Annotated in this window: 13 protein-coding genes; 5 read left to right on the top strand and 8 right to left on the bottom strand. The window is 70.7% G+C overall.

The window, feature by feature from the left end; translation table 11 throughout:
• Window positions 1-271 precede the first annotated feature (271 nt).
• The 3 genes from ACO2Q3_RS12110 to ACO2Q3_RS12100 form a co-directional block, all read right to left on the bottom strand.
• Window positions 272-946, bottom strand: a complete 675-nt coding sequence (locus tag ACO2Q3_RS12110; protein ID WP_423306843.1) for a VOC family protein — start codon at window positions 944-946, stop codon at window positions 272-274.
• Between the two features lie 129 nt (window positions 947-1,075).
• Entirely contained in the window at window positions 1,076-1,741 is a 666-nt protein-coding gene (locus ACO2Q3_RS12105; protein WP_423306842.1) for a hypothetical protein, read from the bottom strand.
• A 96-nt stretch (window positions 1,742-1,837) separates the two neighbouring features.
• Window positions 1,838-2,785 (bottom strand): DUF4019 domain-containing protein, encoded by a 948-nt coding sequence (locus tag ACO2Q3_RS12100; protein WP_423306841.1) that lies wholly within the window; start codon window positions 2,783-2,785, stop codon window positions 1,838-1,840.
• A gap of 72 nt (window positions 2,786-2,857) precedes the next feature.
• On the opposite strand from ACO2Q3_RS12100, the gene ACO2Q3_RS12095 reads away from it, so the two are divergent.
• Window positions 2,858-3,988, top strand: a complete 1,131-nt coding sequence (locus ACO2Q3_RS12095) for an isopenicillin N synthase family dioxygenase (RefSeq protein WP_423306840.1) — start codon at window positions 2,858-2,860, stop codon at window positions 3,986-3,988.
• A gap of 239 nt (window positions 3,989-4,227) precedes the next feature.
• On the opposite strand, the gene ACO2Q3_RS12090 is transcribed toward ACO2Q3_RS12095, so the two are convergent.
• The 3 genes from ACO2Q3_RS12090 to ACO2Q3_RS12080 all read right to left on the bottom strand — a co-directional run bounded on the left by ACO2Q3_RS12090 (window position 4,228) and on the right by ACO2Q3_RS12080 (window position 7,629).
• The gene (locus ACO2Q3_RS12090) at window positions 4,228-5,643 is read right to left on the bottom strand and encodes an MFS transporter (RefSeq protein WP_423306839.1); all 1,416 of its coding nucleotides are present in this window, start codon (window positions 5,641-5,643) and stop codon (window positions 4,228-4,230) included.
• A 146-nt stretch (window positions 5,644-5,789) separates the two neighbouring features.
• A complete protein-coding gene (locus ACO2Q3_RS12085) occupies window positions 5,790-6,551 on the bottom strand; it encodes an SDR family oxidoreductase (RefSeq protein ID WP_423306838.1) in 762 nt (253 codons plus the stop codon).
• A 157-nt stretch (window positions 6,552-6,708) separates the two neighbouring features.
• On the bottom strand, window positions 6,709-7,629 hold the full coding sequence (locus tag ACO2Q3_RS12080) for an HNH endonuclease (RefSeq protein WP_423306837.1): 921 nt from the start codon (window positions 7,627-7,629) through the stop codon (window positions 6,709-6,711).
• A gap of 203 nt (window positions 7,630-7,832) precedes the next feature.
• Between ACO2Q3_RS12080 and ACO2Q3_RS12075 the strand changes: the two genes are divergently transcribed.
• Complete coding sequence (locus ACO2Q3_RS12075; protein ID WP_423306836.1) at window positions 7,833-8,483, top strand: glutathione S-transferase family protein; 651 nt, start codon at window positions 7,833-7,835, stop codon at window positions 8,481-8,483.
• 137 nt (window positions 8,484-8,620) lie between these two features.
• On the opposite strand, the gene ACO2Q3_RS12070 is transcribed toward ACO2Q3_RS12075, so the two are convergent.
• Entirely contained in the window at window positions 8,621-9,664 is a 1,044-nt protein-coding gene (locus tag ACO2Q3_RS12070; RefSeq protein WP_423306835.1) for a hypothetical protein, read from the bottom strand.
• Between the two features lie 845 nt (window positions 9,665-10,509).
• On the opposite strand from ACO2Q3_RS12070, the gene ACO2Q3_RS12065 reads away from it, so the two are divergent.
• Together ACO2Q3_RS12065 and ACO2Q3_RS12060 are read left to right on the top strand one after the other, a co-directional pair.
• Window positions 10,510-11,193: a helix-turn-helix transcriptional regulator gene (locus ACO2Q3_RS12065; RefSeq protein ID WP_423306834.1), complete on the top strand. Its 684-nt coding sequence runs from the start codon at window positions 10,510-10,512 to the stop codon at window positions 11,191-11,193.
• A 4-nt stretch (window positions 11,194-11,197) separates the two neighbouring features.
• Window positions 11,198-12,274, top strand: a complete 1,077-nt coding sequence (locus tag ACO2Q3_RS12060; protein ID WP_423306833.1) for a Shedu immune nuclease family protein — start codon at window positions 11,198-11,200, stop codon at window positions 12,272-12,274.
• 721 nt (window positions 12,275-12,995) lie between these two features.
• Here ACO2Q3_RS12060 and ACO2Q3_RS12055 read toward each other — a convergent pair.
• Window positions 12,996-13,817, bottom strand: coding sequence for an RMD1 family protein (locus tag ACO2Q3_RS12055; protein WP_423306832.1), 822 nt, complete (start codon window positions 13,815-13,817; stop codon window positions 12,996-12,998).
• A gap of 282 nt (window positions 13,818-14,099) precedes the next feature.
• Here ACO2Q3_RS12055 and ACO2Q3_RS12050 point away from each other — a divergent pair, with 282 nt between their 5' ends.
• Window positions 14,100-14,564 carry a hypothetical protein gene (locus ACO2Q3_RS12050; RefSeq protein ID WP_423306831.1) on the top strand — a complete coding sequence of 155 codons (465 nt, stop codon included), beginning with the start codon at window positions 14,100-14,102 and terminating at the stop codon, window positions 14,562-14,564.
• Window positions 14,565-14,579 lie beyond the last annotated feature (15 nt).

The following is a 14,579-nucleotide window of genomic DNA, read 5'->3' as shown; positions in this document are numbered from 1 at the left end:
TGTGTGATCACATATCAACATTTATGCGACGGTTGTGCAAGCGGCCTGGATTCGCGTCGATTCCGCGCTTCCGAAGCCGTGAGGGACAGTCGCGCCTCCCTCCCCCGAAGTGGGGAGGGACAGATCGCGAGAGCGATCAGGGTGGGGGAGTCCGCGGCGCGCACGGACTCCCGGATTCTCGCAATACCGGCAGGCGTTCCCCACCCTGGCGGCTTGCGCCGCCTGTCGCTCCCCACTTCGGGGGAGGGCGGAAGGGGCGATACCCACCCCCCTACGCCGGCTTCTCCGCGCCGGACTGTTCGGCGGCCAGCCAGGCGGCGTACCAGTCGGGCCAGCCCTCGTCGTGGCCGCCGGTGCGCGCCTCGTGCTCGCCGTGCGCGGCGGCGGCGCGGCGCAGGGCGGCGGCGAGGTCGGCGGGGGAGGCGTAGGTCGTGGCGCCCCCTTCGATGCGGCCGGGGAAGCGGCTGGTGATCTCCTGCAGCACCCACAGGTTGCCGTCGGGGTCCTCGAAGCTGGCGTAGGACGCGTAGGTGCGCCGCTCCGGGTCGGGGCCGGGGGCGCGGGCGGCGGGGTCGAAGCGGTTGAAGCCGCCGGCCTTGTCGTGGAACGGGCCGCTGGTGGCGACGCCGCGCGCCCGCAGGGCCGCATCCGCCGCGACGATGTCCGACACCACCAGGTGCAGGAACTTGGCCGACCCTGGCGCGGCCGGCGTCAGCCCCGTGCCGAAGATCACCGAGGCCGGCGATCCCGGCGGCGTCACCTGCAGGATCCGCCCGCCCGGCGGCCGCAGGTCCGCATCCACCCGCCAGCCCAGCGTCTGCGCATAGAAGGCCGCCGCCCGGTCGACGTCGGTCACCGGGATCACCAGCACCTCCAGCTTGTAGTCGATGGCGCCGGGCGGCGCGGTCGTGGCGGGCGCGGTCGCGGCGGTTTCGGCGATGGTCATGGGCAGGCTCCTTGCGCGATGGCGCAGCAGAGCCGCGCCGCTGCGCCGCGTCTTGAAGCCAGCACCGTCAGTTGGGCCGTTCCCGACCTGGGGCAGACCCCGCCGCCTCGCCCGCGCCTCGCCCGCGCCTCAGCCCGGCGCCGGCGTCGCCGCGACCTCGTCCGCCGGCGTCCAGCGCTGCAGCCAGCGCATGCGCGCCTCCAGCGCCGCGGCTCGTCCCTCGGCCTCGGCGGTGCGGCGCAGGACGGGGAGGGCGGCGTCCAGGGCGGCGCGCACGTCCTGGCCGGTGGCCGGGCGCCGGCGGGCCCACCACTCCAGGCGCTGCGGCGGCTCCAGGCGGAACAGCACGCCGCCGCCGGCGCGCATCGCCGTGGCGCCGCGCCCGCGGGTGACCCAGATGCCGGTGGCGTCGGTGCGCAGCCGCGAGACGTTGGCCTGGGCCACGTGGCCCGGCGCGGCGTCAGCGTTCTCGGCGAACCGGGCGTCGGCGCTGGCCAGGTGCGGGCAGGCGGTCACCGCGAAGCCGGCGCAGTCGCAGTGCGACGGCGGCTCGGGCGTGGCGCCTTCCAGCGCCGACAGCGGCCCGACGATCCAGCCGCGCCAGGCGCCCAGCGCCTCGCCGCACACCCAGCACCGCTCCGCGGTCCAGGCCAGCGCCAGCTTGCCCGCGTCGATCACCGGAAACTGCGGCGCCCCGTCCCGCCACGCGACGAACCACGGCACGGGAAAGCCGCGATGGTCCACGGGCAGCCGCGCCACGCGCGCCGGCATGTCGGCAAAGCGGCCCAGGCTCATGCCGCCATACTCCGAAAAGGTGAGAGGAATCGCTCTTGCAACCACGATGCTTGCCGCGCCGCGCCGGCGCGTGCAAGGCGTCGCCCGCGCCGCCCCTTACGGTCCGGTTCCGGTCACCGCCTGGTGGTTCATCAGCTCGAAGGCGTGGACCAGGGCGTCGCAGGGAGCCTTGGCCGCCTCGCAGTGCACCGCCATGCGCAGCACCATCGCCCCATCCTTTTGCTCCAGCCAGCGCTTCACCGCCGCCGGATAGGCCGGGTGGCCGGGCGGGGGGAACGACCAGAAGGTATGGGCGGCCTCCTCGGTGGCGATGGTCCAGCCCTTCTGGCTGGAGAACACCACGCCCGGGCGTGCGTGCAGCGCCTTCAGCGCCGCCTCGACGGTGGGATAGCCGATGGTGTCGTGGCCCGCCTCGGGGATCGGCGGCGAGGCGGTAGCGGTGGTGGCGGCCTGTCCCGCGCCCGGCGCCCGGTAGTTGGGACAGCTGGCCGACTCGCGCGCCCAGGCCGCGTCCGCCGCGGCGGGCCCCAGCGACTGGGCGGTGTCGTTGGCCAGGATGTTGCTCTCCTCGCGCATCACCGTGAACGCCCCGCCCTCGGGCGCCTGGTACAGCACCAGGTAGCCGCAGTAGCGGTCGGCCTTGGCGTAGCGGCCCTCCAGATCCATGGCCACATAGACGCCCGGCGCCGGGGCATGCGCCGGGTCCTTGGTCCAGGTGATGGTGGTCACGTGGCGCTCGATCACCGCGCCGGTCTGGCCGGCCATACCCTGGGCGATGCGCTGGTAGTCGTCCAGCGACAGCCGCTGGCGATGCGCCTCGCTCTGGCGGGCGTAGGCCTGGGGATAGCGCCCGGCGTCCTCGTCGGCCAGGTAGTCCGCCGCCGCCTGCCGCGCCTGCGCCTCCAGATCCTCGGACGGCAGCCAACCGGGCGCAGAATCGGTGGTCAGGTTCACCTGCCGCGGCTGCGCGCTCGTCGCGCCGGCGGCGGCCAGCGCCAGGCTCAGGATCGCGGCCAAGGTGGCGGGGCGGGACAGGCGGGCCATGGGCAAGCGGCCTTGCGTTACGGGCCGGCAGCCTAGGGGCCGGGGAAGGCCACGCCAAGGGGGCAGCGGCCCTTGAGCTGTCCGCGCGGCGTGCGCATGCTGCGCGCCCGCCCCGGCGCTGACCCGCAGGACCGCGCCGAACACCCCGAGCCAAGGCCCATGACCCAGCTGCCCAGCATCGACATGGCCGCCCTGTTCGACCCCGCCGACGGCGCCGGCCACGCCCGGGTGGCGGCGCAGGTGGGCCAGGCGTGCGAGGCGTTCGGCTTCTTCTACCTCACCGGCCACGGCGTCCTCCCGGAGACCCTGGCGGCGCTGGAGCGCGAGAGCCGGGCGTTCTTCGCCCTGCCGGCGGCGGAGAAGGCGGCCATCGCCATGGTCCGCGGCGGCCGCGCCTGGCGCGGCTGGTTCCCCCCCGGCGGCGAACTGACCTCCGGCCGGCCCGACCTGAAGGAGGGGATCTATTTCGGCAGCGAGCTGGCCGCCGATCACCCGCGGGTGCGCGCCGGCCTGCCGATGCATGGCGCCAACCTGTGGCCCGCGCGCCCGGCCGGGCTGCGGCCGGCGGTCGAGACCTATATGGCGCAGGCCTCCGCCGCGGCCGCGCGGCTGATGGCGGCGGTCTCGCTGGCGCTGGGGCTGGAGCCCGGCTGGTTCGCCCGCGCCTATACCGGCGAGCCCACGGTGCTGTTCCGCGTCTTCAACTATCCGGCCAGGGCGCCGGCCGGCGAGGCGGGCCAGGGCCTCGACTGGGAGGACAGCTGGGGCGTCGGCGAGCACACCGACTATGGCCTCTTGACCCTGCTGGCCCAGGACCGGCACGGCGGCCTGCAGGTCCGCACCCCCGGCGGCGCCTGGCTGGACGCCCCGCCGGTGGCCGGGACGCTGGTGGTCAACGTCGGCGACATGCTGGAGCGGCTGACCGGCGGGCGCTTCCGCTCGGCCCCGCACCGGGTGGCCAACACCAGCGGCCACGACCGGCTGAGCTTCCCGCTGTTCTTCGACCCCGACTTCCTGGCCCCGATGCGGCCCCTTCCGCAGGCGGCCGCCGAGGACGCCCGCCAGGCCGCCGCCCGCATCGCCGCCGACCGCGCCGACCGCTGGGACGGCGCCAGCGTGCACGCCTTCGAGGGAACCTACGGCGACTACCTGCTGGGCAAGGTGGCCAAGGTGTTCCCCCAGCTGCAGGGGGAACTGGGCTGAGGCTGGGGTTTCGCGAGCCAGGGACGGGCGGAGCGGCGCCTGCGCGGCTCAAACCCGCGCCCAACCCTCGTCACCCCGGCCGCAGCGTAGCGGAGAGCCGGGGCCGGCCGGGCCGTCGTCAAGCTGGATGTCGTCCGGGAACCGGAGCCGCTGGCCCCGGGTCTGCGGGGCTTCGCCCCTTGCCCGGGGTGCCGAGTTCCGGGGTCAATCGGGCGCACGCGCCGCCCCCTCACGCCCCCTCACGCCTCCGCCGCCGCCACCGCCACGCGGCCTCGCGGCGCGCTTTCCGGGAGGGCCAGCATCGCCACCAGGCCCGCGACGCTGACCGCCATCAGGTACCAGGCGATCGCCATCGGCGTGCCGGCCGCCTTCAGCAGCCAGGTGACCACCAGCTGGGTCGTGCCGCCGAACAGGGCGATCGGCACGGCGTAGACCAGCGAGAACACCCGCGCCCGCTGGCCGGGCGACAGGCTCTCGGTCAGCGTCGCCAGCAGCGGCCCGGTGATCAGGTTCGACAGGAAGCCCAGCACCAGGTTCACCGTCACCAGCGCCGTCAGCGACTTCTCCGCCAGCAGCCAGACGAAGGCGGGCACGATCAGCGCGCAGAACGCCGCCTGCGGCCAGACCAGCAGCGCCCGGCGGCCCCAGCGGTCGCTGGCCCAACCCCCGGCCAGGCAGCCGACGATGCCCACCGCATTGGCCGCCAGCTGGCCGGCCATCGCCGTGCGGGTCGACATGTGCAGCTGGGTCTCGCCGAAGGTGGCGGTGTAGTCGAAGATGTAGGTGGCGATGGTGGCGCTGGCCATGATCGCCCCGCCCAGCCAGACCACCTGGCGCAGGGAAGGCCCGGCCCCGGTCCCAGCCCCCTTCACCGGCGCCGTGTCCGGCCGCGCCCCGATCGCCGATGCTCCGGTGGTCGCTTGCGCCTGCGCGAAGGCGGGGGCCTGCACGGCCGCGCCGCCGGTCTCCGGCAGCGCCCGGCGCACGGCCAGGGCGAAGGGTACCACGCTGGCGCCCAGCAGCAGCGCCAGCCGCCAGCCGAAGCTGGCCACCTGCGCCTCGCTCAGCGCCGCGCTGACCGCCAGCCCCACCAGCGCCCCGGCGGTGGAGGCGATGTACTGCGCCACCCCCTGCAAACTGGCGTTCCAGCCGCGCCGCGCCGCCGCGCCGGCCTCCACCATGTACACCGTCGAGGCGCCCACCTCGCCGCCCAGGGCGAACCCCTGGACCAGCCGCGCGGCGATCGCCACAACCGGCGCGGCCAGGCCGATGCGGGCATAGCCGGGGGTCAGCGCCAGCACGGTGATCGCCAGCCCCATCAGGCTCATGCTCAGCAGCATCACCGGCCGCCGGCCCACCCGGTCGGCCAGGCCGCCCAGCACCTGCGCGCCTACCGGCCGCGCCACGAACCCGGCGCCGAACGTCGCCAGCGCCCCCATCAGGCTCAGGTAGTGGTCGCCCGACGGAAAGAACGCCGCGCCGATCTGCACGGCGAAGAAGGCGAAGGTGATGAAGTCGTAGAACTCCAGCCCGCAGCCGATGGTGGCCGCCAGGATGGCGATGCGCGAGGGGCGTGGCTCGGCGGCGGGGCCGTGGCCAGGGTCGGGGCCAGGGCCGGCGCTGGCGACGGGCGCGGGGGAAGCGGCGGCGGCCATGCTCGGATCCCCCTGGGGCGCCTCGGTGAAGGCCCACAGAGCGGAGGATCGCCGCGCCCGTCAAGCCGCCAGGGTATCAGGCGACTGGCGTCCAGGCCGCCGGGCCACCGGGGTTCGAGCCGCCCGGCCGCTCGCGCGGCGCGGCGTCAGATCACCACCAGCCCGCCCCCGGCGACGATCTCCTCGCCGGTGATGAAGCTGGCGTCGGCGGCCAGGAACAGCACCGTCGCCGCGATCTCCTCGGGCCGGCCGATGCGGCCCAGCGGCACGCGCGCGCCGATGTCGGACTTGAAGCCTTCCACCTGCTCGGCGCTCAGGCCGGACTTGCCGAAGATCGGCGTCTCGATCGGCCCCGGGCTGACCACGTTGACCCGCACGCCGCGCGGCGCGAGCTCGGCGCCCAGGGTGCGGGCCAGCGAGCGCACCGCCGCCTTGCTGGCGGCATAGACGCTGGTCCCGGCCATCCCCGCCGAGGCGGCGGTCGAGGCGGTGAAGACGATGCTGCCACCCGCCGGGATGTGCGGCGCGGCCGCCTGGGCGGCGAACAGGGCGCCGCGCACGTTGATGTCGAACTGGCGGTCGAAGTCCGCCTCGGTCACCGCCTCCAGCGGCTGGAACGAGACGATGCCGGCGTTGACGAACAGGACGTCGATGCGCCCGTGGCGCGCCACCACGTCGTCGGCCAGCGCCCGCGAGGCGGCCGGATCGCCCTGGTCGGACAGCACCACCTCGATGCCGGGCAGCTCGGCGCGGGCGGCCTCCAGCGTCTTCGGATTGGCCCCGGTGACCACCACCGTCGCTCCCTCCGCCTGGAACAGCCGCGCGGTCGCCGCGCCGATCCCCGTGGTGCCGCCCGTGATCAGCGCCACCTTGCCGTCCAACCGGCCCTTGCGTTCAACCTGGCCCATGCTCGAACTCCTCGCAGACAATCTGGACGCAGGAGATAGGAAGCCCGGCGCGCATTCTGAAACAGATGCGGTTGCAGAAAATCAGGCGGCGTTTCCAGACGGGCTCAAGGCCTGCGTCGATGTCCGGCGGGGTAGGGGGGATCGGGTGGAGGCGGCCTCAGTGCGCCGCCGACGCGTAGGCCTCCCGGTGGTGCGCCAGATACCTCTGGCTGGGCCACAGGCGGCGGTCCGTCGGCAGATGCAAGCCCTCGGGCTCGGGCCGGAACAGGCCCCTCAGTTCGCCCGGCACGCGGTTGTGCGCGACCAGCAGCCGGTAATCTTCGCCGATCGAGATCAGGTGGCGATCGAAGAGCCAGTGGACGGTGGCCGACAGGGCGATGCCGTTCTGCACCACATCCGGTCCGCCCTCGGCGACCGGCATCACGTGCGCGGCCTGAACTTCCGCCCGGCCGCCGCCGTTGACGATCCGAAGGCCGGTGACCGCGCAGCGGTCGTCGTAGGCGCGGCACACCTCCAGCCGGAAGTTGGCGTCCCGAACCTTGCGGTTGACCAGCAACCGCTCGATCCGCCGATCGACCGGCTCGGCCAGCCCGCCCTCGAACGGCGCAGGGAAGTCGGCCGCGGGCAGATCGAGCCCCAGGCGGATGGCGTTCTCGGGCGCCAGCGTCTCACTCAGGCCGGCCTCCACGATCGCATTGAAATCCTCGGGGGAAATCGGCCGCATCGACTTGCCCTGCAACGCCTGGCCAACGCGGCTGGCGTCGGGGATCGCCCGCAACGGGGCCTCCGCGTACCGGCCGTCGCGCACGAACGGGACGGGCGAGGGGAACTCAAGATAGTCCGCGACATAGGCATACTGGTGGTCGGCAAGGTCGGGATCCGGCTCGACCGCAATCACGCGGGCGGTGGCGATATAGGCGCGGCGCCCGCCGTTGCGCTGGGGCTCGCGATACAGCACCCAGTCGCCGATCGCCTCCCGGGCCGCGCTCACGTAGTTACTACGGGCGGGAAAATGGTAGCGACGTGTGATGTCGTCGTCGTAGCCGGAGCCCGGCTTCACGTCGAAAACAGCCTTCACTCAAGCGCCCCCCGTCGCGTCCGCGCTCAAGCTTAGCGGCGCGGCGTCGCGCAGGCGAGGGGAGGCGGAACGCGCGCCTTCGTTGCGCCTCGCTCTTGCCGTCGGCTGACAGCAGTCCCGGCGGCGGACGTCCCCAGGCGCCTTGTATTCCCGAATATCTCGCGCGACGACTTGCGCTCATCCGCAGGCGAGAGGGCGCGCCGATGATCACCGTCTGGGGCGAGGGTCGGGGCTTTCGGGTCGTCTGGCTGCTGGAGGAGATGGGCCTGCCCTACCGCCTGCGGCGGGTGGACCTGCTGGCCGGGGCCGAGAACGACCCGGAGTTCATGGCCATCAACTCCGGGGGCTTCATCCCGGCGCTGCAGGACGGGCCGGTGGTGATGGTCGAGTCGGTGGCGATCATGGAATACCTGATCGCCCGCCATGGGCCGACGCCCCTGGCGCCGGCGCCCGGCGACGACGCCTTCCCCGCCTACCAGCAGTTCCTGCACCTGGGCGAGGCGGGCCTGGCCGCCTCGATCTATTTCGTCAGCGGCGCGCGCAACATCGCCCCCGCGGCCGAGCGCGACAACTGGAGCGCGCGCCAGGCGATGGGCGTGTTCGAGACCCGCCTGCGCCTCGTCTCACGGCGCCTGGACGAGGCCCCCTGGATGGCCGGCGAGGCCTTCACCGCCGCCGACATCTCGGTGGTCTACGCCCTGGAGCTGGCCCGCCGCAACGTCCGCTACCCCTTCGCCGAAGCCGAACGCGCCTACGTCGCCCGCGCCACGGCGCGGGACGGCTACCAGCGCGCGATGGCCGCGTGCCACGACACGCGGGCATGGAACGAGACGGTGGCGGCGGAGGGCGGGTGAGGGGGCGGCGCTAACGGGCGTGGCGACTATGCGCCAGGAGCGGAAGTTGGGTGGTTGCGGAAACCCGGACATCCGACGTCGAACTCACGGCACAAATTTCATGTTGCAAAGCAAAGCGGAAACGCAGCGCCGGCCTGTCAGGCCAAGGAAATCCCATGAGCATCGATCTCGATACGCCTGAGATCGAAGACGGCCAGGTCCCCAGTCCTTGCGATACCCCCTCCGTCCATCCACAGCGCGTCAGAGAGCCGGGCCGCTGGGTCCAAGCCCAGTGGTATTCCGACAAGCATTGCGGGCTGTTCGCGCCGCTGCGCCCGATCCTGCGCAGTACGCAGCTCGTCGACGTCTGACGCCCCGCGGATCGGCCGGACTCCGTACGGAGTGACTAGTGCCGATAGGTATTGCGCCTCCAAGGCCTTGGGCTCCGGTGGACGGCCCGCCGACACCCAGTCCTCGCGGTATACGTCGTCCGACGACAGAGTAGACACGACTCGCGTGATCACCTTTTCCATCTCAGTGCTGCGAGCTTGAGCAGCCGACACCTTCGCGAGCGGCATGTCACCGACTTCTGGCCAGTCCTCTTCGTCCGGGATCTCGCCCGGCTCGGCACGGACTGTGATCGCGCTAGCCGCCCGCTGATCAGCGAGCAGCTCGTTCGCATCGCGCCAGCCAAGGCCGGGCGCCAGGCTATCCAACCAGGCGCGGGTAATGGCCTCACGGTGGTTCCTACTGATCTCCTCCGACACTGGTTCATGATCGGTCGGTGGATCCCAAAGTAGGCTGGCCGCCTGCCCGCTACGCCGGTCCGTTGACCAGCGGCTCGCGGCCACCCAGCGCGCGGGATAGACTGGCCCGTTCGGATCGGTGCAATGCACTCGAAGAAACTGATCCTTACCTTCCTTGACGCATTTGGGCTGCCCCGCAGCCAGGAAGTCGTTGGCGGTCAGACTTCCCTTGGCCTCGCAGAGGACGTGCTGCTGGGCGCGATCGTCCCAGGCCAGCCAATCCGGGATATCGCCTTTCGATATGCGCTTGACGCTGATGGACTTCGGCACCTCGATGCCTTCCCGCTTCAGCGAGATGAACCGACCGATGCCCAGATGCGCAGTCAAGAGCGCCCGTGCGGCGAAGCGCCCGTAAAGCCCCGAGTAGGCCCGCCGCAGCTCGGCACTCTGCGCCATGTCCTCGGACCACTGGAGCCAATAGGTCTCACTTGAGCTGAGGTGCCCGCGAAAAAGCTTCAACCAGCTTGCCGTAAGCGGACTCCCCTGGAGCGTCTCCTCCGCAGCGGCGCGCGCCAACCACCAAAGGCTCAAGGGACTCGGACCGCTTCTATCGTTACCCTTGCCATCGACAAAACGATGCATGGTCCAGCGGTAAGCCATTAGATATTTCGCTCAAGAGTAGTGCCCGACGGGTGAGCCGCCGCCCACACGCCGAGGACTCCAACAACACCCTTTGGTTGTCAAATCTGAATACAGGCACCCGGCCACGAAGTATGGCGTTGCAGTCGCGCCAGGAGCGGACGTTCACGTCGGCACGAGACGCGGCCCTTGACGCTTGCTCAAGCGTCACCATCTCCACGTCAACGGCGGAGCAGTCCTTCGCCACCGTAAAAGCCGAAGCGCCTTGAGGGATGGGCCACTGAGGCTTTCTCCGAAAACCACCCTCACCGCTGGCCTAAGGCACCTACTCGGCTTTGGAAGGTACGGTGCCAGGTAGAGGAGAGAAGCTTTTGTCGCTTCTGTTCGCTATCGCGGTCAGCAAGCCGGACGGTACCGTGTACCGCCTTGGCCTTGAGTGGTCCTTCCACTCGCTGGCCTCGTGGTGCGCCGCGATTGTCCGGCTGACCTGAACGGGGGCCGTCTCGCAAGAGACGGCCCCTTCGTTTAGCGCTAGTTGCCTACCTTGGAACTGCTCCGGAAGATGAGGACCTCCGGACCGCCTGTCGTTGCGGTGTCGGGGTCCTGTCGTGTTGCGCTTCCCAATATGCCCATAAGTTGCGGTGGCACCGAAGGAGGTAGTCATGGCCGCTGACGCGCAAACTCTCTCACCAGCCACCCTGGGTTCCTGGACCCGCTGCATCCGCACCGCCTCCCACCTTTCGCAAGAAGCGCTAGCGGAGGCATCGGGCTTGCCGACGAGAACCATTCAGCGGATCGAAGCTGGCCGCCCGACGAGCGTCACGACACGCCGCAGCCTCGCGCGGGGTCTCGGGTACGAGAACCTGGACGTGTTCGACGACCCGACGTTTGTCGTCGAGGTTCACAGGCTCCTTGAACGCCTGTCGGAGCACGATCAGCAGCAGCAGTTTCCCGATCACATAAAGGTCCAGGCCACGCCCGTGCACAACGGCGAAGCCCTGGGACAACTCATCGGAACATCGGAGGCATACCTATTCAATTGCGAGAACGGGTTGCCGCCCGAGGTCAAGGAGGCCGACGCCGCACTGTTCGACCTGTTGCGGGACTACGGCGACATATGGTCAGAGCTAAGCCACGCCGACCGACTGTCCGCCACGCAAAGCTTCGACGAGAACTTGGTGGAGTTTGAGCACCTTGGGGCGAGACTCTACACCGGCACGCGGTTGACCCATATTGTCGGTGCGATGTGGACGGACAAGACGCCTATGCCCTTCACGATCGGCTATGTGGTCGTCATTCCCCAAAGTTGTGAGATTGAGCACATCTTGGTGCCTAAGAGGGTCTGACCGCATGTCGGAAGACGCAGCATTCCTAGCCAACTACCTGCCTGACAAGCTGTACACTCATCCGGGTAAGAACGGCGTCTACGCTTCTATCGCGGCCGAAGGCGAGGAGGTGATCGGCGAAATCGACGTCACCATCCGATGCAAGGTCGCCGTCTCAGCCTTCTGGGTGCATGACCGGAGCGACTTCGGGACCTTCAAGATCACGAAGCTCACGTTCCACCAGAGGTACGGCTGGCGCGAGGACAGTCACATTCATGTCAATCACTTCCAACTCGCTCAGATAAAAGAATTCCTCTCAATCATTTCAAACCTGAACTTGAGCGAGGCAAGGAAGGCCAGAATATCTCTTGATAACGTCAACATCGGTGCGCTGGGGGCACTACTCGGCAGTTCCAAGGGTGCCGAACTGGTCCGCGAACTCGCCCGGACACCTGAGCTTCATCAAGACATCTACGCCGTAGCCGCGAAGCGGCGGGCGCTGGCCGAATTCCAGCAACGCATGGGGACCGACCTTCCCGAGAAAGAGTGGCAGGCGTTCTTTGAGGCGAACCAATGGATCTTCGGGCACGGTCTCCACTACGTGTCGCTCGACAGCGCCGCCGACACGCTGATGGCCCGGACTACTGGCAGCGAGTTTGATCAGCGGGGCAAGACCGCCGACGCGCTCATGCGCACCCGTGCCGAAGTGAGTCAGTTCGTGTTCGTGGAGATCAAGAAGGACACGACGGAGCTATTGCGCCGTGGCGACGCCTACCGGCCGGGATGCTGGGGCGTATCAGCTGAGGTGTCGAATGCGGTCACTCAGGTCCAGAAGACTACGTTCGAGTTCGCCCGGAAACGGTTCCGTGTCGCGCTGAAGGACGACGACGGCAACGATACCGGTGAGACTGCCTATTCGGTCGAGCCCCGGAGCTACCTCATCATCGGCGATACAAAGGAGTTACGCGGCAACGACGACAAAATCGCCTGTTTTGAGCTCTACCGGCGGAACATTCGCGCGCCGGAAATCCTCACGTTCGACGAGCTTCTATATCGCGCTCGCTTCATCGTGCAGAACCTGACCCGCAACGCAGAAGCGTGAGCACCAGATGGCGCGCACTCAGCTACCCGCGGGCCGCCTGCCCGTCGCCGCCATAAGGAGACCTTCCTGAGGGCAGCAATGAGCCCAACCCAGACTTCCGCATCACCCCAGCCCCCGTCTTCACCGTCAGCGGATAGTCCCGCACCCTCACGCCCGTGGCGTTGTGGACCGCGGTGGCCACCGCGGCGGCGACACCGCAGATGCCGAGGTCGCCGATGCCCTTGGCCTTCAGGCGGGAGGAGGTGGGGTCGGTCTCGTCCCAGGAAGATGATGTTCGTCCTGGCGGGGGATGTCGGCTTGGGCGGGGATGTCGTAGCCGTCTAGGTCGTGGTTGGCGAAGAAGCCCACGTGAGGGTCGACGGCCTAGTACTCCATCAGCGCCGCGCCGACCCCCATGGTCATGGCCCTGATCACTTGGCTGCGCGCGTCCAGCGCGCCGCCGGCGGCGCAGGCGGCGTACACCCCGGCGGTGGCGCTGTTACCGCCTCACTGGTCGCCGGAGCCGGACGAGGCGGGAAGGGTGCTGTCGCCCGGGCGCACGTCGGGCTGGGGCGCTGGCGATCCTGGCGGTGCTGTTCCCGGACGGGCCCGCGGCCAAGAGCGGCGCGGCCCCTCACCTTCCCGCGCCCTGAAGGGCGCGGGCCCCTTCCTCTCCCTGAAGGGAGAGGGGGCTTTCTGGGGAGGCCGCGAGGTTGATCTTCCTCTCTCTGGCCGCGGTGGCCTAGCCCTTCAGCAGTTGCACCAGGCTGAGCACGATCTCGGCGACGATCAGGGCGACGACGGCGAATTCCAGGCGCAGGGAGCGCTGGGTGTCGATCAGGTCGGTCATCACGGTGACGGTCTCGCCCACCAGATCGAGCTTGCGCTGCAGGGCGTCGGAGCGGTCGATCAGCTCGTATTCCACGGCCAGGCGGGCGTAGAGCCGCTCCAGGTCGGGGCGGTCCCAGAGGATCTCCGGCTTCTCGCGCACGGCGACGCGCTCGGCCAGGCGGTGCTGCACCAGCAGCGCCTCGCCCACCAGCCGGGTCATGCGCCCACGCGCGGCGGGGCGGCGGCCGCGGGCCAGCTCCTCGGCCCAGGGCTCCAGGGTGTCGAACACCCCGGCCATCTGCCGCTCGTAGCTGGCCAGCACCGTGCTCTTGGCCAGGGCGTCGGCCACCAGCAGCAGCCGCTCGGGCGCCAGGTCGGCCAGCCGCACCACCCCGTCGGGCCCCACGCCCTCGTCGCGCGCCGCGGCGGCGACGATCTCCACGCCCTCCTCCTCGCGCTCGCCCAGCGGCCCCTGCACCCGCGGGGTGATGTCGCGCAGCACGCGGTCCTCGGCCAGGGCGTCCAGGCCGACGCTCACCACCACCCCATAGCGGAACACCACCAGCAGGCCCTCTTCCAGCTGCAGCGCCAGGGGCGCGGTGGAGATGGCGTCGCCCCGCTCCAGCCCGGCGGTGTCGATCCGCTCGCCCAGCAGCAGGGCGCGGGCGCGCAGGGGGCGGGCGGCGGCGGCGGGATCGGCGGGCGAGGCGGGCAGGGGGGGCGAGGCGGGCACGGGGGCTGTCCAGAGAGCGCGCGCAGTGAAGCATGGTTCGCCCGGCGGCCTCCAGCCCGGGCGTTCGTGGGCGAGCCCTGTGTGGCCGGCGCCGCCCTGCGTCGTCTGGGTAGGGGAGCGCTGGCGTAACGGGGTGATCTGGCGCACTTAGGGACGTGGGGAGGCGACGGCGTTGAGTCGGCGAAGGCCTTGATCGGAAACACGCATCCGCAGCCGGCGGGGGAAGGCCAGGCCCAGCCGGCCACGCCCCAGATGTCGCCCTCCCAGATGGCGACCCCCCAGATGACTTCACTGGGTGACGCCGAGACCGAAGGCCGGGGCGAGGCGCGCGCGGCGGCCCGCATCTCCATGGACTATGTGCTGCGCACCGTCCGCCTGCTGATGGAGCTGCACGACGGCAGCGTGCTGGACGCCCTGATCTTCCACTCCATCGTCGCCGCCAACGTCGGCCACCTGGGGCGCGACGGCCAGGCGGCCTGGCCGGCGCACGAGCCGCCGCCGGACGAACTGCGCCGGCCGGTCAGCATCCTGTCGGTGGCCACGGGCCTGGGCCTGCCGTTCGAGACCGTGCGCCGGCGCGTCAACCGGATGATCGCCGACGGCCGCTGCCGCCGCCAGTCCGGCGGGGTGATCGTGCCGGCGTTCGCCCTGGCCGGCCGCCGTGGCGCGGGCGGCGCCGACCGCAACCTCGCCAACCTGCGCCGCTGCTTCCGCGACCTGGCCAAGGCCGGGGTGAACCTGGGCTGAGGCGGGGCGGGCGAA

Source organism: Caulobacter sp. KR2-114 (genome assembly GCF_049446115.1).
Lineage (GTDB): Bacteria > Pseudomonadota > Alphaproteobacteria > Caulobacterales > Caulobacteraceae > Acaudatibacter.
The sequence above is the reverse complement of the archived record's forward strand: the minus strand, read 5'-3'. Positions and strand labels throughout refer to the sequence as shown.

What these genes read in the sequence shown, in the direction of transcription:
- ACO2Q3_RS12060 (WP_423306833.1), top strand. Translation starts at nt 11,198, where the DNA reads ATGTCGGAAGACGCAGCATTCCTAGCCAACTACCTGCCTGACAAGCTG.
- ACO2Q3_RS12065 (WP_423306834.1), top strand. Translation starts at nt 10,510, where the DNA reads ATGGCCGCTGACGCGCAAACTCTCTCACCAGCCACCCTGGGTTCCTGG.
- ACO2Q3_RS12075 (WP_423306836.1), top strand. Translation starts at nt 7,833, where the DNA reads ATGATCACCGTCTGGGGCGAGGGTCGGGGCTTTCGGGTCGTCTGGCTG.
- ACO2Q3_RS12110 (WP_423306843.1), bottom strand. Translation starts at nt 946, where the DNA reads ATGACCATCGCCGAAACCGCCGCGACCGCGCCCGCCACGACCGCGCCG.
- ACO2Q3_RS12050 (WP_423306831.1), top strand. Translation starts at nt 14,100, where the DNA reads ATGACTTCACTGGGTGACGCCGAGACCGAAGGCCGGGGCGAGGCGCGC.
- ACO2Q3_RS12105 (WP_423306842.1), bottom strand. Translation starts at nt 1,741, where the DNA reads ATGAGCCTGGGCCGCTTTGCCGACATGCCGGCGCGCGTGGCGCGGCTG.
- ACO2Q3_RS12085 (WP_423306838.1), bottom strand. Translation starts at nt 6,551, where the DNA reads ATGGGCCAGGTTGAACGCAAGGGCCGGTTGGACGGCAAGGTGGCGCTG.
- ACO2Q3_RS12090 (WP_423306839.1), bottom strand. Translation starts at nt 5,643, where the DNA reads ATGGCCGCCGCCGCTTCCCCCGCGCCCGTCGCCAGCGCCGGCCCTGGC.
- ACO2Q3_RS12070 (WP_423306835.1), bottom strand. Translation starts at nt 9,664, where the DNA reads ATGGCGCAGAGTGCCGAGCTGCGGCGGGCCTACTCGGGGCTTTACGGG.
- ACO2Q3_RS12100 (WP_423306841.1), bottom strand. Translation starts at nt 2,785, where the DNA reads ATGGCCCGCCTGTCCCGCCCCGCCACCTTGGCCGCGATCCTGAGCCTG.